The following is a 23,592-nucleotide window of genomic DNA, read 5'->3' as shown; positions in this document are numbered from 1 at the left end:
TCCGCTTAGGAGTAGAAGGGGTTTGAAGCGCTGCCCGAAGCCGGGTCGGCGCTGTCGAAGGTGATTTCCGGTTGGGGCTGGTCGTGGTCGAAGGCCATGGCCTGTCCGCCAATGATGAATGCGCCGTCCCAGTTGAGAGTGAGTGCCGGCCCGGCGGGTGGGGTGACTGAGAGCAGCCTGCTCTCGGCATCGAAGGTGACCCGTGTGGCGAGGATTTTCTCGCGGAAACGGGCGAAAGCTTGCGTGTCGCCGCAGCCGATGACACCGACCCAGCCGGCGCGGCGGCCGGGTGATCTGATCTCGCGGTTGGCGGTGGCTCCAGAGGTGACGGGTTCAAGGCCGTTCGTGGCGTAAAGGGCGGCAAAGCCGCGGCCGGAACGGGTGATGAGCCAGTTGCCTTCCACAAGCACCTCCTCCAGCCCGTCGCGGCCGAGATAGGCGTGGGTCCAGTCATTGCGGTGATCCTCAGTGTCGAAAATCAGCATCGCCAGATCGCGATGTTGCGCCACGCGCGGCAGGATGCCGCTTCCCGCCCAATAGGAGGGGCGTTGCGTGCCCCACGGATCGTCCTCACCGGGATGATTGACCCACAGCCGCGCCATCGGGTGGCCGGCAAGCCTGATGTCCATGACGTGCTGCTGGTGGCCCTTGCGGCCGGTCTTGTGATCGACAACGGTGGAAAGCTGGGCGGCCTCGTTCTTGAACAGTACGAGCTTGCCGGGCTCCAGCCCCTGCGCATAACGCGCTTCGACCGCACGGCCGCTTTCCAGCTGGGAGAGGGCGGCAAGATGCGCCGGCGGCAGGTAGTTGCCGCAGCAGAACATCGGTAGCGAGGCAACACCATTGTTAAGCCAGCCCTGACCGAAGGCGACCTGCGCAAAGGGCGCCAGTTCCGTCAGCGGCCCGGCGCGCAGCTCCTTGTCATAAGCCCGCCCTTGCGAACCGGAGGGAACGCCGCCAAGCGTGTGCAGCGCGATCATTTCGAAAATGACATCGAGTTGATGGCGGGCACGGGCGGCAAGCTCCGGTCCCGCCCAATGTTCGATGGCGAGAAGGCCGATGAAATCCACCGGATAATAGGCAGCGGAGTTCCATTCGGCCAGCCCATGGGCCTCGACGCTGTCGAACCAGCGCTCCAGCCGGTCGGCCGCCAGCGCCGCCTGTTCTCTGCCAGTGCGGCCCGACGCGGCGAAGACGGCATCCGGCAGATACTCGCCAGCCAATAGCTGGCTGGTGTGGAAGCAGAGAACATGGTTCTCGCTCCAGAACCACATGACGTCATTGCCCGGTTCGTCCACCCAGTAGCGATAGCCGAGGATCGAGGTATCGATCCGCGCCCGCATCTCGGCCGGCAGGCGGTCGCCATAAGCGCGCACAAGCCATAGAAGCGGGATCATGACGAAATCGGAGCAATCTTCCCGCCGATCAATGGAATAAAGCGTCGCATCGACGATGCCGCCGATCGTCTCGATATCGTCGCTGCCGGAGGCGACCATCGCCAGCGCGCGGCCGATGCGCCAGGCGCCAAAACGGGCGCTGAAGGACAGGGCGGCCTTTTTGCGCTCGGTAATATCGATAGGGGACGCTTCCGGGGCGATGTCATGCATGAATGCGACGTCGATGACACGGGTTACCGTCCCCGCTCCGGAACCTATAGTGATTTTCACACCGTGATACCCATCCGAAATGCCTGTCGTTTCGGGGATCGTCAGCGAGGATTGCCCCGCCTTCAGCACCGTATCCACCTCCGCAAGCGTGGCGCGCTCATGGCCATGGCTTTTGACGGCGATGTGCACCGGCAGATCGTGCGAAGGCGGCGCCCCGAAGACCAGTTCGAGGGCCGAGCCGGAAAAGACGTCCCGTGCCGGGTGAACATCGCGCACCAGCGCGGCGAGACGCTTTGTCTCCTCCCGGTCGAGCGGCACGGGCAGCACGACGGTCAGCGGCTCGGCGTCGACGACCTCAAGCTCGAAGAACCAGATGATGTCGCGCTCCGCCAGATCCTCACAGAGCAGCAGCACCTCGTTATCGCCGGCCGAAAGATCAAGCGTGATGTCACGGCTGCTTTCGACATTGCGGATGAAGGGTTCGAAACGGACCTGTTCGACGCCGCCGACCCAGATGCGGACGCCACCGCAGGTGCGCAGCCGGAAGTGCGCCTTCCTTGCAGTCTCGCTGCGGAAGGTGCCCTTCAGCCAGCGCTGCACATGGGTGGGTACATGCCAGAAGCCGGTGAATTCGACGCGGCGGTTGGAGCCCGGCAGGTTGAGGTGCGAAACCGCAAAGCCATTCTCGGGTGCGATATCGCGGCCGATCATGGTCTGCTGGAAGGCCTTGCGGCAGGGCAGGTCGCCCACATTCACGAAACCGTTGATGAAGCGATAGTTCACTCGGTCTTCGGCGGGGGCCGCGGTGCCGGGAAATGAGGTCTCCACCGGATCGGAGACGATCCAAGCGGTCACCGTTTCGCCGTTTGCGACGGTATATGTCGGCTGCGACGCGTTCGCCGCAAATGGTCCATCCGTCATAATGGATCGCCTCCCGTCGATCGTTATGAAATTATTTTCACAAACCTGTTTTTGCTCTTTCGCTTCGATTTGCGCGATTTCGCCAAAACAAACAGCTTGACGTTTATTCTGTCAAGCCGCAAAACATTATAAATCGAATTAAGCAGAGGAGCTTTCGTTCGATTTATGAAAATATTTTCATTGGGAGGATGAGCATGATGAAATTGGTTTCGGGCGTCAGCGCCCTCGTAGTGGCCTCAGTCGCCGGTCTTGCGACGGCCCAAGCCGAGACCCGAACGATTACTTTCCTTTTTACGGATGACGACCAGGGCTACGTGCAGCGCATGGCCGATCTCAGCAAGGAGTTCGAGGCTGCCAATCCGGGTGTGAAGATCAATTTCGTGTCTTCGGGTTATGATGCGGTTTCCAAGCAGCTGCCGGTGCAGCTTGCGGTCGGCGAAGGTCCTGATATCGCCAAGATCACCGACTGGCAGCTTGCGCCCTATTATCTCGACATGCGCCCTTACATGAAGGATGCGAATGCCTTCGCCAAGCTGCACGGTTCGAGCCTCGATCAGCTTCGTCTGCCGAATGTCAACGATCCGCAGTCGATCAACGGTTATATGGCGTCGCAGACGCTGAACCTGCCCTTCGTCAACAAGACGCTGTTCGAGCAGGCGGGTGAACCCTTGCCCGGCCCAACGGCGAAGTTAAGTGAGATCGTTGAAGCGTCCGCCCGCGTCGCCAAGGCGACCGGCGTGCAGATCCCCTTCACCATGGACCGTTCCGGTCACCGCTTTTCCGGCGGCGCCTTTTCTTACGGTTCGACCTATGTGAAGGACGGCAAGTTCAGCTTCCCGGATGAGGCGGCCAGGAAATACATCGCCGATATCTATTCATGGACACAGAATGGCAGCTTCCCCAAGGAAATGTGGGGTGCGGCCGGCGGTTCGCAGTACAAGAACATGGGCGACGAATTCGTCAACGGCAATGTCGTGACCTATCTGGCCGGTAACTGGATGGTCAATCCGTTCCAGAACAAGATCGGCGACAATTTCGAATGGACGGCGATCAATGCGCCCTGCGGCGATGCCGGATGCTACGCCATGCCCGGCGGCACCGCCATTGTCGGCTTCAAGCGCACCAAATATCCCGAAGATGTGGCGCACTTCATCGAATTTCTCGGCTCCGAAAAGGTGCAGCGGGAAATCGCCGAGAACTACGTCATCCTGACTGGCGCGGAGATCGTCGATCCGCAATACAAGCTAAAGAGCGAAGACGCCAGGGCGGCGATGAAGGTGTTCCTCGACAACAAGAAGAACGTGCCGCAGGCGGCCCGCGATTTCGAACGCGTCAAGGGCGGCAGCGCCATGTATCAGCAGATCGTGCAGCGCATGAGCCAGCTTATCGTCGGCGAATTGACGCTCGACCAGACCTACAAGGTTCTGGAAGACGACGTCGCAAAGATAAACGAGGCGGTTGCGGTCAAGAAATAAGAGCGCCGCTTCGAGATAAAAAAGTCGATCTGCCCGGAGCAAGCTTCTGGCAGATCGCGCCGCCATCCGCCGGCCGTTCTCTTACATGCGATCTATCTTGATCAGCATATCGAAAAAAAACTGCAACATGCCCGGCTTAAAGCTGACGGCGCGGTGCGCCGAACCTTTGCGCGCCTGCTTTCGTCACGCGTCAAATCACAGGATCCTCCGTCATGGCCAAACTAAAGATGTCGTCCATTCCCTCCGCACGCTCGGCCCTGCTTGCCTCCGTTGCATTGCTGGTGCTCGTTTCGAGCGCCGAAGCATTCGATAGCAATGCACTGGCAGGTCAGGGTTATACCATCGCGGTGCCTGAGCCGGTCGCCCCCTATCCGCTGCCGCTTGCCGACAATTACCGCAACCAGACCGGCAAGAATGAGAAGGGCGAGGCGGTTCGCGCCTATGACGACCGGGACAATCCGATCATCGAAATCCTCTCCGGTTTCAACCGCATCTGGACGCTTGGCGATGAAAAATGGGCGGATGGCGGTGCCAATGGCGATGGCCCGGCGGAGTTCAGCCATGTGAAGATCGTCGATCCCGCCGTCTGGCAGGAAAACATGCGTTACGTGCTGTCCGTAACCGGCGAGAACCGCACGCGCGCCGCCGCTTTCGAAGCCTATATGAACGACCGGCGTTCGCAGGGGTACAGCGTCATCGACGGCATGGGGCCGCTTGCCGCCTGGTATCGCGAAGGGGCGGGCGCAACGACGACGATCAATCATACGCTGGCGGATTTCGATCCGAACGAGGTCATCGCCCGCAAGGAAGACGACAAGGGCACCGAGGCGGGTGCTGCCGATAGCGAACTGAAGGATTTCGTCGCCTTCATGAAGGTGATCCGCGGACCGGAGGGGACGACCTCGCCGGCAAAATATTTCTATTCCTCGCCACGGCCCTGGCGCATGAACGACAAAGGCGAGGTGATCGAGACCGGCAAGGAAACGATTGGCGACCGGAGCTTTGAAGGTTATGAGAGCGATCCGGGTGTCGTCGTGCCGGCGCTGAAATACGTGCGTGAAACCCGCGGTCGTGGCAAGGATGGCGGTTTTCCAAGCGGCCACACCAATGCTGCCTATCTGGCCGCCATCGCTTACGCCTATGCGATGCCGGAACGCTTTTCCGAATTGTTGACGGCGGCCTCCGAACTCGGTGAGAGCCGCATCGTCGCCGGCATGCATTCGCCGCTCGACGTGATCGGCGGCCGCATCACCGCAACCGCCATGGCCGCCGCCATGTTGCAGGACCCGAAAAATGCTGAGGTGAAGAAAGCCGCGCATGCGGCCTTGCAGGCCTATTTCACCAAGCGCCTGCCGCAGGGCCAGTCGCTCATCGATTTCGCCCATGGCGAAAAGCCGGATGTCGACCAATTTGCCGATATGGCGAAGAACGGGGCGGATTATCGCCGGCGCATGACCTATTCCTTCAGCCGCGACAAGGCCGCAGGCGATGCGCCGATGGTGGTGCCGAAGGGGGCGGAGGTCCTGCTGGAGACACGTCTGCCCTATCTCGATGCCGCCCAGCGCCGCGCCGTGCTGTTTTCCACCGGCATCGAGGCCGGCTATCCGCTGCTGGATGACAGCAACGGCTGGGGCCGTATCAATCTGGTGGCCGCTGCCGGTGGCTACGGGGCGTTTGACGGCGATGTCGAGGTGACGATGGACGCTGCCGCCGGCGGGTTCAATGCGGCGGACAGATGGACGAACGATATTGCCGGGGCAGGGCGTCTCGTCAAATCCGGCAGCGGAGCGCTGACGCTTGGCGGCCATAACAGCTATGGCGGCGGCACGATCGTCAAGGAGGGAACGCTGGTGGCGTCGTCTGCCGATGCGCTTGGAACCGGCAGCGTGCTGGTCAGCGGCGGCACGCTTTCGCTCGGCGGAGCGACTGATATTGTCATCGGCGGCGACTATGCGCAGTCGGGCGGCACGCTGGCGGTCGACCCACAGAAGGGTACGCTTCGGATCAAGGGCAATGCAATGCTGGATGGCGCAACGCTGAAGCTCGTTTTTGATGGCGGCGCGCCAGCCGCAGGCACGCGGCTCGACGTGGTCTCCGCCAACGGTCTGACCGGGACATTCGCCACGATCGATGCGGGCAATGTGAAGGTGCGGCCAGTTTATACCGGTACGGCACTGTCGGTGGTGGTGGAATAGGCCGATGCAAATAGCCTGCCGGGCGCGGTTTAAGCCGCTGCGCCCGGGGCTTCGGTTCAAGAATTCTGTCGCCGCATCAGCAGGAAGATGACCGGTACGGCGAGCACCGAAACGATGGCGGCAATGATGAAGGAGGCCTGATAACCGAATTTATCGGCGATCGCGCCTGCGCCCAACCCGCCGATCATGCCGACAACGCCATCCATGCACTGGAACAGGGTGAAATCGACCCCGGCCTGCCGGGGGTCGGACCAGCCCATGAAGCAGGCGTAAAGCGCGACGAAGCCGATGGACATGATGCCCGACGAGCTTGCCACCGCAACCGCCATGACGACCCATTGCGAAATATCGCGATGAACGCTGAAATAGGCAAAAAGGCAGAGCAGCGCAGTCTGCACGAAGATGGCGACGAGCAGGATTCGTGACGCCCCGTAGAGGCGTACCAGCGTGCCGCCGAGCAGCGCGCCGGCGAAACCGACGATCATGCTGCCCACGCCATTCAGTGCGCCGATGGTGGCGAGATCGAAGCCGTAATCGACCAGAAACGGGCCGAGCATGGCGAGCCCCCATTTCTGCGCGGCGACATAAACGGCCGCGACCAGAAGGCCGGTGCGGACTTCCCGTCGCTTGAGCGCGTTTTTGATCGATGGCAGGTGGTCTCGTGTCTGCGAGACCGTTCTTGCCGCCGGGCCGAGCAGGAAGGGGAGCGCAAGCAGGATGACCAGCCCGGCCATGACGAGCGTGGCGCTCGTCCAGCCCGCGCGCTCCACCAGTACCAGAAACAGGCCGGCGCCAATGGCGGAGCCGAGATAGGAGCCGCCCACCTGTGCGGCGTTGCCCCAGCCATGATGTTCTTCCGCCAGTGTTTCGACCGCATAGCCGTCACAGGCGATGTCGACGGTCGCCGTCACCAGCGCGATCACCGACAGGATGGCGATTGCGACGGAAACCGGCGACGGGCCCGTGAAGGCAAGAACGGCGAGGCCGCAGGCGCAGGCGGCGATGCCCGCGCCGACGATCACCCGCGAGCGGTTCCTGCCGACACGTGGCAGCCGGTAATGCTCCACATGCGGCGACCAGAGGAATTTCAGCGCCCAGGGCAGAACGACGATATAAAGCAGGCCGATCTGGTCCAGCGGCAGTCCGGCTGTCCTGAGCACCGCCGGCAGGCCGAGAAAGGTCAGCCCGCCAATCACGCTCTGCCCGACATAAAGCCCGCCGACCGCCAAGAAGACGGCAGCCGGCGACGGCTTGGTTGTGGCAGGGTTCTGCTGCAGCATCAGAAGCGATACCGGATGCTGCCGACGACCTTGCGGCCTTCGTCATAATAGCAGAAGCCCGTGGTGCAGACCTGTTTCACCTCGTCAAGAAGGTTGGTGGCATTGATCTGCAGCTTCACACCTTCCAGCGAGGGCAGGGCCTTGCCGAGGTCGTAGCGCAGCGATGCATCGACGAAGGTGCGGGCCTCATTGTCGAGAATTGGCGTGTGCTGATTGTCGCCGAAGCTCGATCCGACATAACGCAGCCCCGCGCCGATGCCGAGGCCTTCAAGCGCGCCTTCCTGGAATTCGTAATCGGCCCACAGCGAGAAGGTGTGATAGGGCGAGGAATTGAGCTGCTTGCCCACCGTTTCCGATGTCAGTTTGGTGATTTCAACGTCGTTATAGGAATAGGAGCCGATAAGGCTCCAACCATTGTCGAGCGAGGCCGTGGCTTCGAGTTCCACGCCGCGCGAACGCAGGTCGAGCTGGCGCAGCAGGTTGATGCCGGACGAGGTCTCGTAGACCGTCGCATTGTCCTGATCGAGATTGAAGAAGGCGGCGCTCAGCAGGGCGTTATATTGCGGCAGGGCATATTTCACGCCGAGCTCATATTGCTTGCCGACCGTCGGCTGCGCCTGGCCCGTTACCGTTCCGGTGGTGATGATGACACCCGGATTGGCCACGAAGGAAGTGCCATAGCTGACATAGGGCATCACGCCGCTGTCAAAGACATAACCGAGGCTGGCGCGGCCGGTCGTCTTGGTTTCATCGCCGTCATAGGTGGGGGCCGTTGCGTCTCCGACGGTCTGGGCCTGATATTCGGTGTCCAGCCAGTCGTGACGAATGCCGGCCGTCAGACGCCAGCGGTCGATTTCGACCTGATCCTGCGCATAGATGCCGAGCGTGTTCATCCGCTGGGTCAATATCAGCGATACATCCGGCGTATAGGTATAGGTGTCGGTGAACAGGCCCGGCCCGCTGCCCTGTTTCGAGGTGTATGACATGTGGCTGAAGTCGATACCGGTCAGCAGCGTATGTTTCGCCGGGCCGGTGTCGAATTCGGTCTTCAGGTAATTGTCGGCGGAGAAGCCTTCATTGTCCTCGATGGTGATGCCGGGATAGTTGGCAAAGACCCATTGCTGGTCGGCCGTAAGCCCCGAATAACGCGCCTTGCTGTAGAAGGTGACGGTGTCATTGATTTCATGCTCGAATTCATAGCCGATACGCCATTGTTTCTGCTCGAAATCATTAAAACGGGAATCGCCGCCATAAACCGGCGTCGCGCCAGTCGACTTGCCGTCGCTGCCGTAATTGTTGATGTATCCCCAGGTGCCGCCGGTGGTGCTGTCCATATATTCACCGAGCAGCGTCAGCCTGGTGCCGGCATCCGGCTGGAAGGTGAAGGCCGGCGCGATGAACAGCCGGTCGTCCTTGATGGCGCTGATTTCGTTGCGGCCGTCGCGGGCCACGCCGGTCAGGCGGTAAAGCATGGTCTTCTCGTCATCGACGGCGCCGGAAAGATCGAAAGCGCCCTGCACGCGGCCGAAGGAGCCATATTGCAGTTCCACCTCGCGCAGCGTCTCTTCGGTCGGGCGTTTCGAGATGATGTCGACAATGCCGCCGGAGCTGCTTGCGCCATAGATGGAGGCGGCCGGGCCGCGAAGGATGGAAACCGCTTCCACGCCATAGGGCTCAAGCCGGGCGCTGCCGTTCTGGCTGCTGACCTGCCGCAGACCGTCGCGGAAGATGCCTGTCGTGCTGAGATCGGTGCCGCGCACCTTGAAGGCGTCGAAACGCGGCTCCGCGCCATATTGGCCGATGCGCGCGCCGGGCGTGTAGTTCAGCGCTTCCGAGAGGTTCTGCGGTTTCAGGTCATCAAGCTGCTTGCGGCTGACGGTGGTGATCGACTGGGCGGTTTCGGCGACCGGCGTATCGGTCTTGGTGGCGGTGCGGCCGGATTTGCCGACATAGCCATTGCTCTCGATGATGCCCCTGGCGCCTTCAAGGCCGGTGCCTTGCACGGTAATCGGCGCAAGCAGGGTGCTGCCGGCGGCGGCCGAACCGCCGCTTTCGCCGGCCTGGCTGGCGGGATCGAAAATGCGGACGGTGTTGCCGCCAGCCAATGCGTAGTTCAGTCCTGATCCGGCCAGAAGCCCGCTGACGGCCGCCGACACGCTGAACGTGCCCTTGACGCCGCCCGTGCTGCGACCCCTGGTGATCTCGGAGGGGTAGACCATGCGCAGATTGGCCTGGCGGCCGAAGCTGAGAATGGCGTTTTCCAGCGGCCCTGGGGGAATGGAGACGGTTACGGTGGCAGGGGCGGGGGCGCCGTTTGCGGCGGGTGGTGTCTGCGCGCTGGCGGTCGTGGCGCCCGGACCTGCCGCGACGATACCCCCGATGATCGCCGTCGTTGTCAGCCAGAACCAGCCGCGTGCCTGCTTGCCCAAATTCATGTCATTCCCTCTCACTCGTGATCTTATGCCCCTGCTGAAACGGGTCCTGATTGACTAGAGTGAAAAGGCGGGCCGACTCCTGACGTCGGATCTGCGAAAAAAGTTATTTTATCGCGAGCGGACGAAAACCAGCATTCCGGAAAGCCGCGATACCGAAACGGGAAGGCTTTCTTCGAGAATGGTGAGCGCCTGATCCGTGTCCCTGAGGTCGAAGATGCCGGAAACGTGCTGCCTCGCCGCCTCCTCATCGAGGATGACGATGCGGCCCCGGCGATATTGCGAGAGAATATCGAGAACCTCGCGCAGCGGCTGGCCGGAAAAGACGAGCTTTCCTTCGCGCCAGGCCATGCTGTTGGCGACATCCTTGCGCGCGCGCACCAGCCTGCCGTCGCCGCCAAGGGTGACGGCCTCTCCGGGCGTGAGAACGGCGGTCTCGGCGCCTGTCGTCACCTCCACACGGCCTTCCTCCACCTGCACTTCCTGCGGCAGCGCGCCATTGCCGGTGCGCACCGAATAATGGGTGCCGAGCGCCTTTGCCGTCAGCGCGCCATCCTCGACGACGAAGGGCCGTTCCGGGTTTTTGGCGACATCGAAATAGGCTTCGCCGCGAAGAAGGGTGATGCGCCGTTCCTTTTGCGAATAATGAACAGCAATCGCCGTGTCGGTGTTCAGGCTGATGCGGCTGCCGTCCTCCAGCGAAAGCACGCGTGTTTGACCGATTTCGGTGTAATAATCCGCCTGCCAGTGGTCCTTCAATCCGCTTTTCTCCGCAAACAGCGCTGCAAGCCCGATGAGGCAGAGACTGGCAACACATGCCAGCATTGCCCGGCGAGGCCCGCGCCGTTTCCGCTGTTCGGCCGGCGCAAGCTCGATATCGCCAAGCTCGCCCCAGAGGCCCCGCATGTCCTCATAGGCGCCAGCATTGGCGGGATCGGCCCGCAGCCAGACGTGAAACGCCTCCCGCTCCGCTTCCGTCGCGTCTGCCGACTGCATGCGCGCCACCCACAGCGCGGCCTCTTCAGCCAGACCATCATCGGTCACGCCGTTATCCTTCAGACCGTCCGGGCGCTTGTTCATGTCCTGATCTGCCGTTTGTTGCGTGCTGAGATGTGTTCCTTTCCCTTATAGAGTGAAAAGGGATGCGAACACCTGATGCCGGTTCACATTTTTATTTGCGCGCGGACCTGACGGCAGTGCAGCAGCGCCTTGATGATGTGTTTTTCCACCATGTTGCGGGAAATGCCGAGCCGGACGGCGATTTCGCCATTGGAATGTCCATGCAGGCGGCTGAGCACGAAGACCTGCTGGCAGCGCTTGGGCAGGGCCTCGATGGCCCGCGCCATCAAAATAAGGTGCTGTCGGCCTGCAACGATCCGCTCCTGCCCCGGCTCTTCGCAGGCAACGGCAAGACCCGCTTCGTAAGGTGCGAATAACGGCCGCTCGCGCGACTGACGGATGGCCGTCAGGCGGGCGACGGACCGGGCGATCTGGAAGAGATAGGCCTGTGGATTGTCGATCAGCGTCGCATGAGAAACCTCCAGCGCCCGCAGTAGAGTTTCCTGCATGGCGTCGGCAGCGTCTTCCCGGTTCTGCAAGCGCCGGCGGAAAAACCGCATCAGGCGGCTTTCCTCCTTGGCGTCGAGAACCTGTAACAGGGCTTTGCTCATCAATCGACCCGGTGACGTATTGGCTTGGTGCATGAAGCAGCCGGATATGCTGCGCCATGTCGCGATAAACATGATAGTCCCAATCATATTTATCGCCTTCGGATGCAAGCTGCCAACCAGTAAAAAACCGGGGGCAAAATCAGGCTCACGTTTCCGTGATGATTGTTGCGGGATTACATCAGCCTGTCTGGCTGGTGATCCCCTGGAGGAAGTAGCGCACCCTCAGCGGCAGCAGCGCAGCGCCGATGGCGGATGGATCTCCGACAGTCTCGCTGAGAACCAGCTTCACTTCCTTTGGCCCGACACCGTAACGATGTTCCCGCTCTAAGAGCATGTGTGTGCGTTCGATCATCATCTGGCCAAGCGCACGCGGCAAATGCCCGCCAAAGACGATGGCCTGTGGATCGAGCACCGCGATCAGGCTCGCCACCAGCCTGTCCACCTGCGGCATGGTCTCGGTCAGCCATTCCTCGACGCCCGGCCATGTGGGGTCAAACTGCTGATAGAGTGCTTCGATCGGCTGGATGTCGACGCCGTTTTTCTGGAGCGTGGCGATCAGATATTGCAGGGCCGGCCTTCGGCGTTATGTCCAGGCTATATATGCCGCTGAACTCACGTCGACGGCGATGATCCGGCGCTTTACGGCAAGGGCTGCGATTTGGAAATGGGGTGTTTCGATCGCTTTTTCATACATCAACATTTATCCGTGCTGCCCATCAAATTCTTGTCCGCATCCTGTCGCCGAAGGACGTAATCGAGCTCTACGGTGCCGACAATCTGAACCTCGCTCCCTACTACAAGATAAGGCCCGCAAGATCGTTAGACGACCAAATTTCAGATATTGGGCAGACGTGTCGACTTTAACTGAAGCGTTACACGCTTCATTAAATTCACAAGGTTCATTGAAATCCATACTTCTCATGGTGGGGTGAATGCGTCGTATTGTAGAAAAGTCGATTGTTGCCGGATTGCTATCGGTGTTGGCCTCGCTGGCGATCTCGTTCAGCATTGTGCCTTTGCTCGGCGGGCAAGTTGCGGGCGCGGGCCTGCTCATGACCATATTATGTCCGCTGGCGATATCCATCCCGGCGTCGGCGTTGCATTTCACCCAGTCGGAGAAATTGCGACGGGCAGAGGCCAAGACTAAAGACGCTCTGAACGAATTGGCCGATGCTTATGAAGCTCTTCGCATTCAGTCCCGAAGCGACGGCCTAACCGGCGTCCTCACAAGAAGCGCGTTCATGGAGGAGCTACGTATCACAAGCCAGCGAGGAGGGATCGGAGCGCTGCTGTTTCTGGACCTCGATCACTTCAAGTCCATCAACGACCGGTATGGTCATGCGACCGGTGATGAAGCCCTGCGATGCGCCGGGCTTGTCCTGGCCCGCTACCAGAGCCAACCGGATTTCGCAGGACGTCTTGGGGGTGAGGAATTCGGGCTCTTTCAGAGTGATCTGACGATCGAACAAATGCGCGATCGGTGCGAAGAGGTTCGGGAGGAAATAGCTCGTATCGTCTTGAAAACGCCATGTGGCACCCAAGTGCGAATCTCGACGAGCATAGGGGCGTGCTATTGCGATCGGGGCTTTGATCCATCGGACCGTCTGAAGGCGGCGGACGAAAATCTATATCGGGCCAAAGCCCTCGGTCGAGACAGGATTATTGCGTAAACTTGTCAGTTGCCATCAGCGGTCCTTCCAAGGGTTGACGATCATCAAGCCAATACCCTCGAAATTAGAGACGTTGCGGGTCGCCACCGAGGCGCCGCGCGAAAGGGCTATCGCTGCGATCTGCGCATCGGTCTGTTAGGACCAAAGAACCGCCCGCCGAGTTTTCGGCGGGCGCAAACGCGGTGCTATCAAGCTTTGGCCGGGCTCACCTCGACGTCTGCAATCGGGGATGAGGAGACCTCGTGCCAGATTTCGGCATCGATCTTTCCGGCGAGTTCCGGATACTTGTGTGGATCAAAGACCGGGTTCTTGGACTGTTTCTGTTCGAAGTAGTCGCGTGTCAATTTGACGACCAATGGCGACAGCAGACAAATCGCGACGAGGTTGATGGATGCCATCAGGCCCATCGATGCGTCGGCAGCGTCAAAGACCGTGATGGCGCTTTCGTAAGACCCCCAGAGTACCATCAACAGCAGCCCGATACGCGCTGACGTCAGACCGATCTTGTTGTCCAATCCAAGATAGACCAGAGCATTCTCGGCATAGGAATAGTTGCCGAGCACCGAAGTCCAGGCGAAGAAGAAGATCGCGATCGCAATGAAGTAATGCCCCGCACCGCCGATATGGGCAGTCAAGGCAGCCTGGGTTAGTGGCGTACCGGTCAACTCGCCGCCCGGCACAAGCACCCCGGACAGCACGATCATCAGCCCCGTTGCGGTGCAGATCAATAGCGTATCGATGAAGACGCCAAGCGCCTGCACCATGCCTTGCGAGGAGGGGTGATGTGGATTGGGTGTGGCAGCTGCGGCAATGTTCGGCGCCGAGCCCATCCCGGCCTCGTTTGAGAAGAGGCCACGCTTGACGCCGTTCAGCATTGCGCCGGCAATGCCGCCAACTGCCTGTTCGAAGCCGAACGCGCTCTTAATGATAAGCATGAATGCCGCGGGCACATCCGCGATGTTGACGATCAGAACGTATAGAGCAACGCCGAGATAGGCGACCGCCATGAAGGGGACGACATATTCTGCGCAACGTGCGATCTGCTTGATCCCGCCAAAAATGACCACACCGGAAATGATGGCAATCACGACACCAACGGCAAGCTTGGGTACCCCAAATGCGCCATTCATCGCCTCGGCGATCGAATTTGCCTGCACCGCGTTGAATACGAGGCCAAAAACCAGGAGCAGGCATAACGCGAAGATTGTCGCTGCCCAGGGGGCGTTCAGGCCGCGAGCGATATAAAATGCTGGGCCGCCGCGATACTCGCCGCTTTGCCCGCGAACCTTGAACAATTGCGCCAGCGTGCTTTCGGCGTAGGCTGTTGCCATGCCCAGTGCTGCCACCAACCACATCCAGAACAGAGCGCCTGGCCCGCCCAGCGTCATTGCTACCGCAACCCCCGCCAGATTACCTGTGCCGACCCGTGAGGCGAGGCTGGTGCAAAGCGCCTGGAACGGCGTGATGCCAGCTGAATCCGTCTCAGGCGCACGCATGACGACGCGGATAAACTCCGGAAAATGGCGTATCTGCAGGAAGCCCAGGCGAAATGTGAAGAACACGCCTACAGCCAGCAATCCGTAGATGAGAACATAGCCCCAAAAAAACGTATTGAGAAATCCTATGATCGACGTCATGCCTGTCTCTCCTGTTTTCGCGGTTGCACTAAAGTTGTCTGCTATGCGTTGGCCGTCGCTTTCGTCCGGCCGATGACGTCAGGTTTTCGGGGCGTATCTGGTGTGCCTCCCGCAGATCGAGTTGCGGCATTTGCTTGATGCGCGCCGTCAGCTGAGTTTCGATATTGCTGATGTGGGTGATCATGACGCACGCGCGAGCCGCGTCGCGCCGTAACCTGGACCAGGCCGCGGGCCTGCAGTCGTGTCAGAGATTGCCGGACGACCGTGCGTGACACATTAAACAAGGTCGCCGGTTCCTGTTCGCCGAGCCGCATTTCAGGTCGCAACCGACCGCAGAAGATCGCGTCGATAATTGTCCGGTCAATGTACAAGGACAACGGCTCCAATGCTGCTCTTCAGAATGTCTGCCTATAGTTTATGCATTCAAACTGAACTATCACCTTGGAGACAAGAAAGAGCAATAGTTGCGCCAACCGAATTGATTCCGAACAAACGATTTACATTCAGGTTTGGCGTGCGCGAGAAGCGGTCACTCTCTTTTGTAGAGTTGCTGATGGGCGGCATTTGTGTCCAGCCACACGATGCAAACAGACAGGGTCATGCTCTCGGGTACGCTTCGGTTAATGGCGGAGAGGTGATAGGGAAGGGCAAGGGCAAGGGCAAGGGCAAGGGCAAGGGCAAGGTCGATCTGTCCCTTGCCAAAGATGCGGCCACCAGCCTCGAAATCTTCTCCGATGGTTATCTGTCATTGCCAACCGGCACCGACGTCACAGACGGGGAAGCGGAATTCGCCCGCGTCGAGGCAGCAGATTTTCACCAGCTCAGCGACTACCCATCGGTGAAGGGATCGACAACGAGTGAATTCAGCGACGATAGGACGGTAACATGCCTGAAGGCTCGGGGACAAATCCGCGGCGACAGGTACTCCGTCGCTGTCGGTCTTCCGCCGGGTTGCGAAAAATCCCATAGCTGATTGTCGGGTTATCACCACTTGAGGAAATGGCAGAAGCTGATGAAAAGACGCTGTCTATCTAAGATCGCCGAGGGGAAGCTCTGGGATCGAGCTAGCTTCTTGTCTCCGTGCCGGTGTAGGCGCGGTCGCTCCAGAGCAGGGCTTTGCGCAAGGGACCGGACGTTGCTTCGGTTACGGCCCCTACGAACAGGATGTGGTCTGCGGCATCGATGGAACCGACAAGTTCGCAATCCATTGACAGAAGCGCATCGGCAAGTCTGGGGCTTCCTGACAGCCAGGCATCCCAGTCTCCGATGCTGAACCGGTCCGGGTGATTTCCCTTGCCCGCAAAGACATCGGCGATCTCCTCCTGCCCTCTGGCGAGTGCCGCAACGGAGAAGCGTCGGCTCGCTGCGATGAGATCGACCATCCGGCTGCTGGCGTCGATGGAGATGATCAAAAGCGGCGGTTCTGCGCTGAGCGGCATGAAGGATGTGATTGTGCGCCCGACCCGTTCGCCAGCGTGGGAAGCCGCAGCCACCGCCACGGTGAAGGCGAGGCCGGCCATTACATCCTTGAATTCCCGCGGGGAAATCATCGGAGATGAGCAAGACTTCAGCGGAATATGCGCATGATTAACCGCACCGCCAGCGATCAGCCTGAGATTGTGAGACATGATGTGCCGGGCTACCCGCCCGCTCCTGGATTCTTTGAAAGAATTGATAGTTTTGCCGCGGCGCCATTCATGATGTCGGCATTGTCGGGCGGCGTCCTTTTCTGGTGCACGCGCGGCCAGATGCCGGAATAATGGCGGTTGAGGTCGAGCCAGGCATGCAGTCCGGCTTCGGTATCCGGCCGGATCGCGGCGGCAGGACATTCGCGCTCGCATATCCCGCAGTCGATACATTGGTCCGGGTGAATGACGAGCATGTTCTCGCCTTCATAGAAACATTCGACCGGACAGACTTCCACGCAGTCCATGTATTTGCAGGCGATGCAGTTTTCGGTGACGACATAGGGCATGGGAACGCTCGAAGAGAGTTGCAGCCGGACGGCGGCTGTCCGGCTGCGCCTGATCCGGCGGGCCGCTCAAGGGCAGCGGGGCCGGCCGGATCGGTGGGGCTCAAATCAAAGACGGGCCGCGACCGCCTGCCAGTTCACCAGTTTGTCGAGAAAGTTTTCAAGGTAAGCGGGGCGCTTGTTGCGGAAATCGATGTAATAACTGTGTTCCCACACATCGCAGCCAAGAAGGGCCTTTTGCCCGAAGCAGAGCGGATTGACCCCGTTTTCGGTGCGTGTGATCTTCAACAGACCGTCGGTATCCGCCACCAGCCACGCCCAGCCCGAGCCGAATTGCGAGGCGCCGGCAAGGGCGAAATTTTGCTTGAACAGCGCGACCGAGCCGAAGGATTGCGTCAAGGCCTCTTCCAAAACCTTGGGGATCGCATGATTTTCCGGTCCCATGATTTCCCAGAACAGATTGTGGTTCCAGTGCTGGGAGGCATTGTTGAAAATGCCGGATTGCGCCACCGCACCCTTCTCATAGGTGCCACGGACGATCTCTTCGAGGCTGCTGTTTTCCCATTCGGTACCGACGATCGCCTTGTTGAGATTATCGACATAAGCCTTGTGGTGAAGATCGTGATGGAACTTCAGCGTCTCCTCGGACATGCCTGAATGGGCAAGCGCATCATGGGCGTAGGGGAGGTCGGGAAGCTGGAAAGCCATGGGGTGTTCCTTTGTCACTGTTTGCTCAAGAGCATGTAAAAAGCCTTGCGAAAACAAGGTGACAATATGTCTAGAACTTCAACCATGGTTGAGGTCAAGCAGTTTTTTGGCGCTCTCTCGAGAGGTGCGCCGTCGGGAAGGTTTTGTCATTCCAGCCCGCGGGCGGCGGCTTTGGTTTGCCTTGGGTTTCGTGGCCTAGAACTTTTTGCTGACGCCAAGTTTCGCGCCGGCCGATGTTTCCCCGTCACCCTCGAAGTTGAGAAGCAATGCTGCATCAACCGACCAGTTTTCCACCGTCTCCATGGAAACACCGGTTGTGATGGAGCCAAACGCGCCGGTTCCGTCGAGACCTGAAACACCGACCGTACCGCCGAATTTCGGCGTGACGATCGAGCCGTTCGAAAGCGCCACCTGACGGGCGACCTCCGCGCCGAGGCTGACGCGTAGTTGTTCTTCCCGGAAACCCTCGAGATCTATCCTGTCGCCGTCGCCATTCGCCACGGCGTAATCGTCAACGGTCTCGGAAAAATAGACGCCGCGAAGCTTTGGTGTGAAGGTCGTGACATCATCGATATCAAAGCGTCCAGAAATCGATGTGTCGAACAGCCAGCGTGTGGTGTCGAAAGAGCCGTCCCAGAAGGGCGTATCAATGTCATTCGCGGAGCCACCGTAGAGAAGGCTGCTGTTCCAGAAGATTCCCTTTGCGATTTCCAGTGATGCATTGGGTCCGACGAGCCATCCGTTGCCGGTCAGTTCGTTGTCTCCATCAGTAGGGTCGGTCATCCGGTCGAAATGGAAGGAGAAACCAAGCAGGGCTTTGTCGGAAATCAGGTAGTCCGCGCCGGCCGAAATCATGGCGAAACTGCCCCACTTGCTGCCGGATTCCTCGCGATTGTGGACGAGGAACGTGCCGTCGAGCCAGATGTTGAATTCCGGCAGTTCGCTCTCCCTCACGCCGTCGGCCTTGTTGCGCGCAGCTTCGATCTGGGCGAGGCTGGTCGAGAAACCAAACACCATTCCCTCACCGGACGGTGTCGCACTGGAGGTCACGGCCTCCGTTGCATTGGCCATCTGCCGGCGCTCCAGAAGGCCGGGTATCTTGACGGTTGAGGCGATGAGGTTCTGTCTCGTGCTGACGAAACCATGCACCAGGTCGTTGATCTCATTTGCTACCTGCGCGGCGTCATAACCCAGCTTGTAGGTGATGGTGCCTTGATTGGATGAACCAAGGGCGCTTGTGAGGCGAAAACCAACCCGGGCCTGACCGGAAAACGCCGGGTTTGGAATGAATTTCAGATAAAATCCGGTTGCCTGCGGGCCGCTTGCCTGTGCGAACTCGCCATTGACGATGCTTGCCCTGCCCGCATTTGGCGGACTTACGAAGGTCAGGTCCGCTGCGGTAAACGGGCCGCCGGTTGCGCCTGCGGCCAGATTGACATTGGGCGGCGTGGCGCCGGGGGCAACGGAAATTTCCCTGTCTGCCACATTCACCTCGCGCGGGGTCACCTTCAGCGTATAGGCGGCTGATAGGGTGCTGCCGCGGGCGTCGCGAACCTGGACCGTGAAGCTGTAATCGCCTTCAGTCTCGGTTTCGAGCGGTCCTGTCAGTTCGCCGGTCGAGAGGTTCAGCACCATGCCGCGCGGCAATGTTCCGCCCGCAAGACCGTAGATCAGCGGCGCGGTGCCGCCGGAGGCAGTAATCGCCTGGCTGTAGGCTTCGCCGGCCATTGCGTCTTTGAGCGCGCCGCCGGCGGGCGACAGGGAAAGCGCACCCGGCGGCGGTGTTACCGTAATCGTAATCGTTGCAGTGGAACTGCCGGCAGAGTTGCTCGCCGTATAGGTGATGCTGTCGGAACCGGAATAGCCGCCGGCAGGGGTGTAGGTCAGCGCGACGCCGGTGACCGTTGCCGTCCCGTGCGACGGACCCGCAACAACGATGACCGTATCAGCCTGACCACCGGACAGGTTCAGCGGGACAGGATTGCCGCTGCTGTCGGCTGCAACGGTCACTGCGCCGTCAGTTGCGATCGGCGGAATGTTTATCGGGTCGTAGGTGACGCTATTGTCCGAACTTGTGGACGCCTCGTTCGCAAGTCCCGCCGGTGTCGTCACGCTCCCCGCCGGAATCGTTGCCGTGACGGTTCCCGCCCCGCTCATGCCAGAGACCGCAATGCTGTAACTGGGGCCGGATCCCGTTATTGCCACGCTGGTGGCCCCGGCCGTACCGGAAAGCTGAACGTCTGCGGAAGAAAAGCCCACAATGGGTTTGTCAAAAATGACGTCGAACATGATTGGAGAACGGGACGTCGGGTCAGCCTGGCTTGCAGCCTGGTTGATCGTGACGGTCGGTTTCGTCTCCACCGTGTGGTTGGAGCCGGAACCGGTTCCCGTGCTGCAACCGCTGCCGCCCGAATAGGATGCGCTTATCGGATAGGTGCCTGATGCGAGGCTGGAGGTGCGAAACGTTGCTGAAGACGCCGCACTGACCGGGGCCGTGGGTGACAGGCCGAAACTTTCCGATTGCGAGCCGATTGAAATGGTGACACTTCCTGGGGGTGACTGGCCGGCGTTACAGCCCATTGAGGAAACCGTCGCGGTGACGGCTACTTCCTCTCCGGGCTGGGAGGGGTTTGGTGACGATGTCACCGAAATGATAACAGGTCCCCCCGTAGCAGCACGGACCACCACCGTGTTGCTTGTCATGGTCACGCTGCCGTTGCCGCCAATTCGTGTACCGGTGAAAGTCGCAAAATCAGAGAATTGCCCCGACATGACATCGAGGGAATCCACAGGGTAGGTTGCGGTGCATGTCAACTTGTTCGGGTACTCGAGACCACCGCCAAGGCTCGGACAGGACACACTTGCACCCTTGATCGAGGTTGAGGTGGGATTAATGCCCGTAATGGTGTAAGAACCCGGGTCGATAACGTAATCAAAACGGATCACGTCCCCTTCGGCATTAAATGTCGCTGGCGAGGCCGAAACCGATACAGACTGGGCAAGGCTGGCCGTTACCGAAAGAGTGACGACCGCCAGAGAGAGCGACGCCGTCTTCAGGATCGTGTGAAAACTCGACGCCGCGCCACGGGCAACATCACTCCACCAACTACGCCCGCTGCCCATATGCCCCCCAGCATTAGAATATTCGAATATGCAGGCATTGTGCTAATGATGATTGGGAGCGAGAGTCAACCTGTGCGTGAAAAAATCAAAGGCGCTTTTTGATATTTGCGGATAGCGTGTCGTTTTTGCCCCATCTGAAAGCGAGAAAGTCAATGAACCCTGCGCAAGACGGTTTTGTTTGCTTCTCGTGGGCTGCGCTGAAACGATTGCGACTTTCGCGTTCTCACAAGTCGGGAGGTGCTCATGGCCAGAGTCGTTGGAATTGGTGGCGTATTCTTCAGAGCAGCAGATGCTGCCGGTCTGGCCGAATGGTATGAAAAACATCTCGGCATCGATGATCTGCATAAATCCGTGTGGCACCAGGAGGCTGGGTTGACGATTTTTGGGCCTTTCGCCAGAAATAGCGAATATTTTGGTCGTGCTGAACAGCAATGGATGATCAATTTCCGGGTGGATGATCTCGACGCTCTTATCGCGAAGCTGACGGCAGACGGCGTCGAGGTTGAAACCCGCGCCGAATGGGATTCGGAGGTGGGGCGCTTCGCAAGGATACATGATCCGGAAGGTAATCCGGTGGAATTGTGGGAGCCCGCTCGGAGCTGACGATATTTGTTCCCCGCACGGATATGACTGGAAGGAGAGTGATTTCTCTCGCGCCAGGGTTGACGCCGGATAGATGGCCGCGTTGTTTCGACATTGGCTTTCCGAGGAGAGCGGTCGTTCAGATTGGGATAAACACAATTCTGACCGACAGGTTCTGATCTCTGTCCGGCGCATCATGCCTTCTCAATCAATTGCTCATATGCCTTGCGGCACGATCGGCGCCCTCAAAGCCCGAGGAACTTGAAAGGTTTGGTGTCCTTCAGGCTCTCATTCGCCATACCCGAATAGATATGGATCTGATTGGGGCCGAGGTCGAGTTTCTTGACCGCACCGGTTTCTTTCGAGAGATCGAGTTTTGTCATGTCGATCCAGAAGATATTCGGCGTCAGAGCCGATTCGAAGAAATAGAGTTTGCGTTTGTGATCTATCACCGTGCGCCAGCGGGTTGAGGAAATATTCGGCTGGTCCGGCGTGGTGATGCCGTAGGGAACGGAGACGTTGCGGATCACGCTGAAGACGCTGGCAATGGCTTCGACAGGGTTCTCGCTCTTGGGAATGGCGTTGGCGTAGAAAGAGGCGCGGGCGAACCGGTCCGATGCGCGGTTCGTGCCCGGCAGCATGACAGTACCGCCGATCTGCTGCCAATATTCGTTGAGCGCCAGCTGGTGGTCGAAGGTCGGCGAATTGGTCATGACCTGATACTGACGCCCGTGATGGATGACCTGCTTGCCATTGATATATTCAACGATCGCGCTGTCGCCGGTCGCATCCGAAAGGGAAAGGTGCAACGTCGCCAAGCGCTCTTCGCCGGGCACATTGTCGGTCACGATCGTGAAGGGGTTTTTCTCGAGCGCAGCGACGGCCTCTTCCACCGTCGCGAAATTGTCGAGCACGTATTGCGCCCAGGCCGCGATGGACAGGCCCGGGGATTTGCCGTCATAGGCGGGATAGCTCGACTCGACCAGCCAGAGGACATTTGCAGCAAGCCCTGCCTCATTCATGCCGTCCGTCGTGGAAATATCATAGCCCGATGCAATGACGCTGCCGTATTTCGACGTCCATTTGACCGAATTCGGCCCGGCCTCGCCGGAGCGCTCCATGCCGCGGGGGAAGACCCAGATATTGGTCCCCACATCCGTTTTCCAATCCATCGAACGGGCCGTCATCACCTGATCATTTTCGCCCAGATAGACGAACCGCGTGCAGGCCTGCGCGACAGAGGTTGTGAGCGTCGCGATGGAAAAGATCGCGGCGGTGCAGGCGGAAAAAAACGGAAGGGTGTTCAAGCGCATGGGAACGTCTCCGGCTCTCGCGGTATCAATACAGCGTATGATAGAAAATCGGACTTGTTGGCGCGTGTCAAATAGGTTTAGCTGCGGGCGTTCGGTCGAGGAGAAGTCATTGCTAAAATTATCAGCTTTTGCGGCCGTTATGGCTTTTTCTGCAAGCGCGGCCTCAGCCGCGGATCAACTCGGCTCGCTGCCCGCGAGGGTTGACGGCGCCGATTGGGCGTTTCAGGCAACGGGTTATCTGTGGGCGACGGGTTTGAACGGCAACATTTCGCCCTTCCGTCGCGCACCGACGCTGCATGTGGAAAAATCCTTCTCCGACGTCATGGACGATCTCAACTTCGGCGGGTTCTTGAACATCTGGGGCCGTTATGACCGCTTTGTCCTGTCCGGCGATCTAATGTATGTCGACACCACGGACAGCAAGGCGGCCGGGCCGCTGCCGGCGCTGCAAATCCCGGGTTTGCCCACCCTTCCGGCTGGCGCGGCAATCGATGCGAACGTCGATACGCAGGAATTCATGGCGACGCTGCAGGCCGGTTACCGGATCGTGGATGCAGACGGATTTTCGCTCGACGCCTTGGCGGGAGCCCGCTTCTGGCATATCTCCAACGAGGTGGCGGTCACTGCCAGCCATCCCCTGATCGGCAGTGTATCAGCCACGCATAAGGAAAGTTTCGGTTGGGTTGATCCCGTCATCGGCGCGCGCGCCTTTTTCAGCCTGACGGACAAGCTATCCGTCCAGGGGCAGGTGGATATTGGCGGTTTCGGCGCGGGATCCGATCTCACCTGGTCAGCGCTCGCGACGGTGAACTACATCTTTACCGATACATTGTCGGTCTCGGCGGGCTACAAGGTTCTCGATGTCGATTATTCGGATGACGGTTATGTTTTTGATTCGAGGCTGAGCGGGCCGGTGGTCGGTCTGACCTATCGGTTCTAGCCATTGAATTGCGTTGTCTCGCCACCGTTCATATCCCATCTGAGGAACAATTTTAGTCTCCCCTTAA

17 protein-coding genes and 2 pseudogenes are annotated in these 23,592 nt (G+C 59.6%); 6 read left to right on the top strand and 13 right to left on the bottom strand.

Annotation, left to right across the window (positions count from 1 at the left end; translation table 11 throughout):
- Window positions 1-5: 5 nt before the first annotated feature.
- Window positions 6-2,528, bottom strand: a complete 2,523-nt coding sequence (locus tag AGR1_RS21770) for a hypothetical protein (protein ID WP_149148231.1) — start codon at window positions 2,526-2,528, stop codon at window positions 6-8.
- A gap of 194 nt (window positions 2,529-2,722) precedes the next feature.
- Between AGR1_RS21770 and AGR1_RS21765 the strand changes: the two genes are divergently transcribed.
- Complete coding sequence (locus AGR1_RS21765; RefSeq protein WP_149148230.1) at window positions 2,723-4,003, top strand: ABC transporter substrate-binding protein; 1,281 nt, start codon at window positions 2,723-2,725, stop codon at window positions 4,001-4,003.
- Between the two features lie 212 nt (window positions 4,004-4,215).
- The gene (locus AGR1_RS21760; RefSeq protein WP_149148229.1) at window positions 4,216-6,198 is read left to right on the top strand and encodes a phosphatase PAP2 family protein; all 1,983 of its coding nucleotides are present in this window, start codon (window positions 4,216-4,218) and stop codon (window positions 6,196-6,198) included.
- Window positions 6,199-6,254: 56 nt separating this feature from the next.
- On the opposite strand, the gene AGR1_RS21755 is transcribed toward AGR1_RS21760, so the two are convergent.
- The 5 genes and pseudogenes from AGR1_RS21755 to AGR1_RS21735 all read right to left on the bottom strand — a co-directional run.
- Complete coding sequence (locus AGR1_RS21755; RefSeq protein WP_149148228.1) at window positions 6,255-7,478, bottom strand: MFS transporter; 1,224 nt, start codon at window positions 7,476-7,478, stop codon at window positions 6,255-6,257.
- Window positions 7,478-9,913, bottom strand: a complete 2,436-nt coding sequence (locus tag AGR1_RS21750) for a TonB-dependent siderophore receptor (protein ID WP_149148227.1) — start codon at window positions 9,911-9,913, stop codon at window positions 7,478-7,480. The genes AGR1_RS21755 and AGR1_RS21750 overlap by 1 nt, the downstream gene beginning before the upstream one ends.
- Before the next feature lie 108 nt (window positions 9,914-10,021).
- Window positions 10,022-10,990, bottom strand: coding sequence for a FecR family protein (locus tag AGR1_RS21745; protein WP_149148226.1), 969 nt, complete (start codon window positions 10,988-10,990; stop codon window positions 10,022-10,024).
- Between the two features lie 83 nt (window positions 10,991-11,073).
- A complete protein-coding gene (locus AGR1_RS21740) occupies window positions 11,074-11,580 on the bottom strand; it encodes a sigma-70 family RNA polymerase sigma factor (protein ID WP_149148225.1) in 507 nt (168 codons plus the stop codon).
- Between the two features lie 178 nt (window positions 11,581-11,758).
- Window positions 11,759-12,194, bottom strand: a pseudogene (locus AGR1_RS21735) (NagC family transcriptional regulator); the annotation flags it as partial.
- A gap of 318 nt (window positions 12,195-12,512) precedes the next feature.
- On the opposite strand from AGR1_RS21735, the gene AGR1_RS21730 reads away from it, so the two are divergent.
- Window positions 12,513-13,250 carry a GGDEF domain-containing protein gene (locus tag AGR1_RS21730; RefSeq protein ID WP_149148224.1) on the top strand — a complete coding sequence of 246 codons (738 nt, stop codon included), beginning with the start codon at window positions 12,513-12,515 and terminating at the stop codon, window positions 13,248-13,250.
- A 188-nt stretch (window positions 13,251-13,438) separates the two neighbouring features.
- Here the strand turns inward: AGR1_RS21730 and AGR1_RS21720 are convergent, their stop codons facing one another.
- Window positions 13,439-14,887, bottom strand: a complete 1,449-nt coding sequence (locus AGR1_RS21720; protein ID WP_137412022.1) for a sodium:alanine symporter family protein — start codon at window positions 14,885-14,887, stop codon at window positions 13,439-13,441.
- 41 nt (window positions 14,888-14,928) lie between these two features.
- Window positions 14,929-15,258, bottom strand: coding sequence for a GntR family transcriptional regulator (locus tag AGR1_RS21715; protein ID WP_281406462.1), 330 nt, complete (start codon window positions 15,256-15,258; stop codon window positions 14,929-14,931).
- Between the two features lie 173 nt (window positions 15,259-15,431).
- Between AGR1_RS21715 and AGR1_RS21710 the strand changes: the two are divergent.
- Window positions 15,432-15,788: pseudogene (locus AGR1_RS21710) on the top strand (hypothetical protein); the annotation flags it as partial.
- 163 nt (window positions 15,789-15,951) lie between these two features.
- Here the strand turns inward: AGR1_RS21710 and AGR1_RS21705 are convergent.
- The 4 genes from AGR1_RS21705 to AGR1_RS21690 all read right to left on the bottom strand — a co-directional run bounded on the left by AGR1_RS21705 (window position 15,952) and on the right by AGR1_RS21690 (window position 20,690).
- Window positions 15,952-16,515: a flavin reductase family protein gene (locus tag AGR1_RS21705; RefSeq protein ID WP_149148223.1), complete on the bottom strand. Its 564-nt coding sequence runs from the start codon at window positions 16,513-16,515 to the stop codon at window positions 15,952-15,954.
- Window positions 16,516-16,526: 11 nt separating this feature from the next.
- A complete protein-coding gene (gene fdxA, locus AGR1_RS21700) occupies window positions 16,527-16,862 on the bottom strand; it encodes a ferredoxin FdxA (protein WP_080793770.1) in 336 nt (111 codons plus the stop codon).
- Window positions 16,863-16,967: 105 nt separating this feature from the next.
- Window positions 16,968-17,567 (bottom strand): superoxide dismutase, encoded by a 600-nt coding sequence (locus tag AGR1_RS21695; RefSeq protein ID WP_149148222.1) that lies wholly within the window; start codon window positions 17,565-17,567, stop codon window positions 16,968-16,970.
- Between the two features lie 195 nt (window positions 17,568-17,762).
- Window positions 17,763-20,690, bottom strand: coding sequence for an Ig-like domain-containing protein (locus tag AGR1_RS21690; RefSeq protein ID WP_149148221.1), 2,928 nt, complete (start codon window positions 20,688-20,690; stop codon window positions 17,763-17,765).
- 243 nt (window positions 20,691-20,933) lie between these two features.
- Between AGR1_RS21690 and AGR1_RS21685 the strand changes: the two genes are divergently transcribed.
- Entirely contained in the window at window positions 20,934-21,293 is a 360-nt protein-coding gene (locus AGR1_RS21685) for a VOC family protein (protein ID WP_149148220.1), read from the top strand.
- 224 nt (window positions 21,294-21,517) lie between these two features.
- On the opposite strand, the gene AGR1_RS21680 is transcribed toward AGR1_RS21685, so the two are convergent.
- Window positions 21,518-22,585, bottom strand: a complete 1,068-nt coding sequence (locus tag AGR1_RS21680) for a linear amide C-N hydrolase (protein WP_149148219.1) — start codon at window positions 22,583-22,585, stop codon at window positions 21,518-21,520.
- A 139-nt stretch (window positions 22,586-22,724) separates the two neighbouring features.
- Here AGR1_RS21680 and AGR1_RS21675 point away from each other — a divergent pair, with 139 nt between their 5' ends.
- Window positions 22,725-23,525 (top strand): hypothetical protein, encoded by an 801-nt coding sequence (locus AGR1_RS21675; protein WP_137412028.1) that lies wholly within the window; start codon window positions 22,725-22,727, stop codon window positions 23,523-23,525.
- The last annotated feature ends 67 nt before the right edge of the window (window positions 23,526-23,592 follow it).

The sequence above is a fragment of the Agrobacterium sp. B1(2019) genome (assembly GCF_008274755.1).
GTDB lineage: Bacteria > Pseudomonadota > Alphaproteobacteria > Rhizobiales > Rhizobiaceae > Agrobacterium > Agrobacterium salinitolerans.
The sequence above is the reverse complement of the archived record's forward strand: the minus strand, read 5'-3'. Positions and strand labels throughout refer to the sequence as shown.

Excerpts from the sequence above, each read along its gene's own strand:
- AGR1_RS21765 (WP_149148230.1), top strand. The coding sequence starts at position 2,723 with ATGATGAAATTGGTTTCGGGCGTCAGCGCCCTCGTAGTGGCCTCAGTC.
- AGR1_RS21690 (WP_149148221.1), bottom strand. The coding sequence starts at position 20,690 with ATGGGCAGCGGGCGTAGTTGGTGGAGTGATGTTGCCCGTGGCGCGGCG.
- AGR1_RS21770 (WP_149148231.1), bottom strand. The coding sequence starts at position 2,528 with ATGACGGATGGACCATTTGCGGCGAACGCGTCGCAGCCGACATATACC.
- AGR1_RS21745 (WP_149148226.1), bottom strand. The coding sequence starts at position 10,990 with ATGAACAAGCGCCCGGACGGTCTGAAGGATAACGGCGTGACCGATGAT.
- AGR1_RS21695 (WP_149148222.1), bottom strand. The coding sequence starts at position 17,567 with ATGGCTTTCCAGCTTCCCGACCTCCCCTACGCCCATGATGCGCTTGCC.
- AGR1_RS21740 (WP_149148225.1), bottom strand. The coding sequence starts at position 11,580 with ATGAGCAAAGCCCTGTTACAGGTTCTCGACGCCAAGGAGGAAAGCCGC.
- AGR1_RS21730 (WP_149148224.1), top strand. The coding sequence starts at position 12,513 with ATGCGTCGTATTGTAGAAAAGTCGATTGTTGCCGGATTGCTATCGGTG.
- AGR1_RS21705 (WP_149148223.1), bottom strand. The coding sequence starts at position 16,515 with ATGTCTCACAATCTCAGGCTGATCGCTGGCGGTGCGGTTAATCATGCG.
- AGR1_RS21755 (WP_149148228.1), bottom strand. The coding sequence starts at position 7,478 with ATGCTGCAGCAGAACCCTGCCACAACCAAGCCGTCGCCGGCTGCCGTC.
- AGR1_RS21760 (WP_149148229.1), top strand. The coding sequence starts at position 4,216 with ATGGCCAAACTAAAGATGTCGTCCATTCCCTCCGCACGCTCGGCCCTG.
- AGR1_RS21750 (WP_149148227.1), bottom strand. The coding sequence starts at position 9,913 with ATGAATTTGGGCAAGCAGGCACGCGGCTGGTTCTGGCTGACAACGACG.
- fdxA (WP_080793770.1), bottom strand. The coding sequence starts at position 16,862 with ATGCCCTATGTCGTCACCGAAAACTGCATCGCCTGCAAATACATGGAC.
- AGR1_RS21680 (WP_149148219.1), bottom strand. The coding sequence starts at position 22,585 with ATGCGCTTGAACACCCTTCCGTTTTTTTCCGCCTGCACCGCCGCGATC.
- AGR1_RS21720 (WP_137412022.1), bottom strand. The coding sequence starts at position 14,887 with ATGACGTCGATCATAGGATTTCTCAATACGTTTTTTTGGGGCTATGTT.
- AGR1_RS21675 (WP_137412028.1), top strand. The coding sequence starts at position 22,725 with ATGGCTTTTTCTGCAAGCGCGGCCTCAGCCGCGGATCAACTCGGCTCG.
- AGR1_RS21685 (WP_149148220.1), top strand. The coding sequence starts at position 20,934 with ATGGCCAGAGTCGTTGGAATTGGTGGCGTATTCTTCAGAGCAGCAGAT.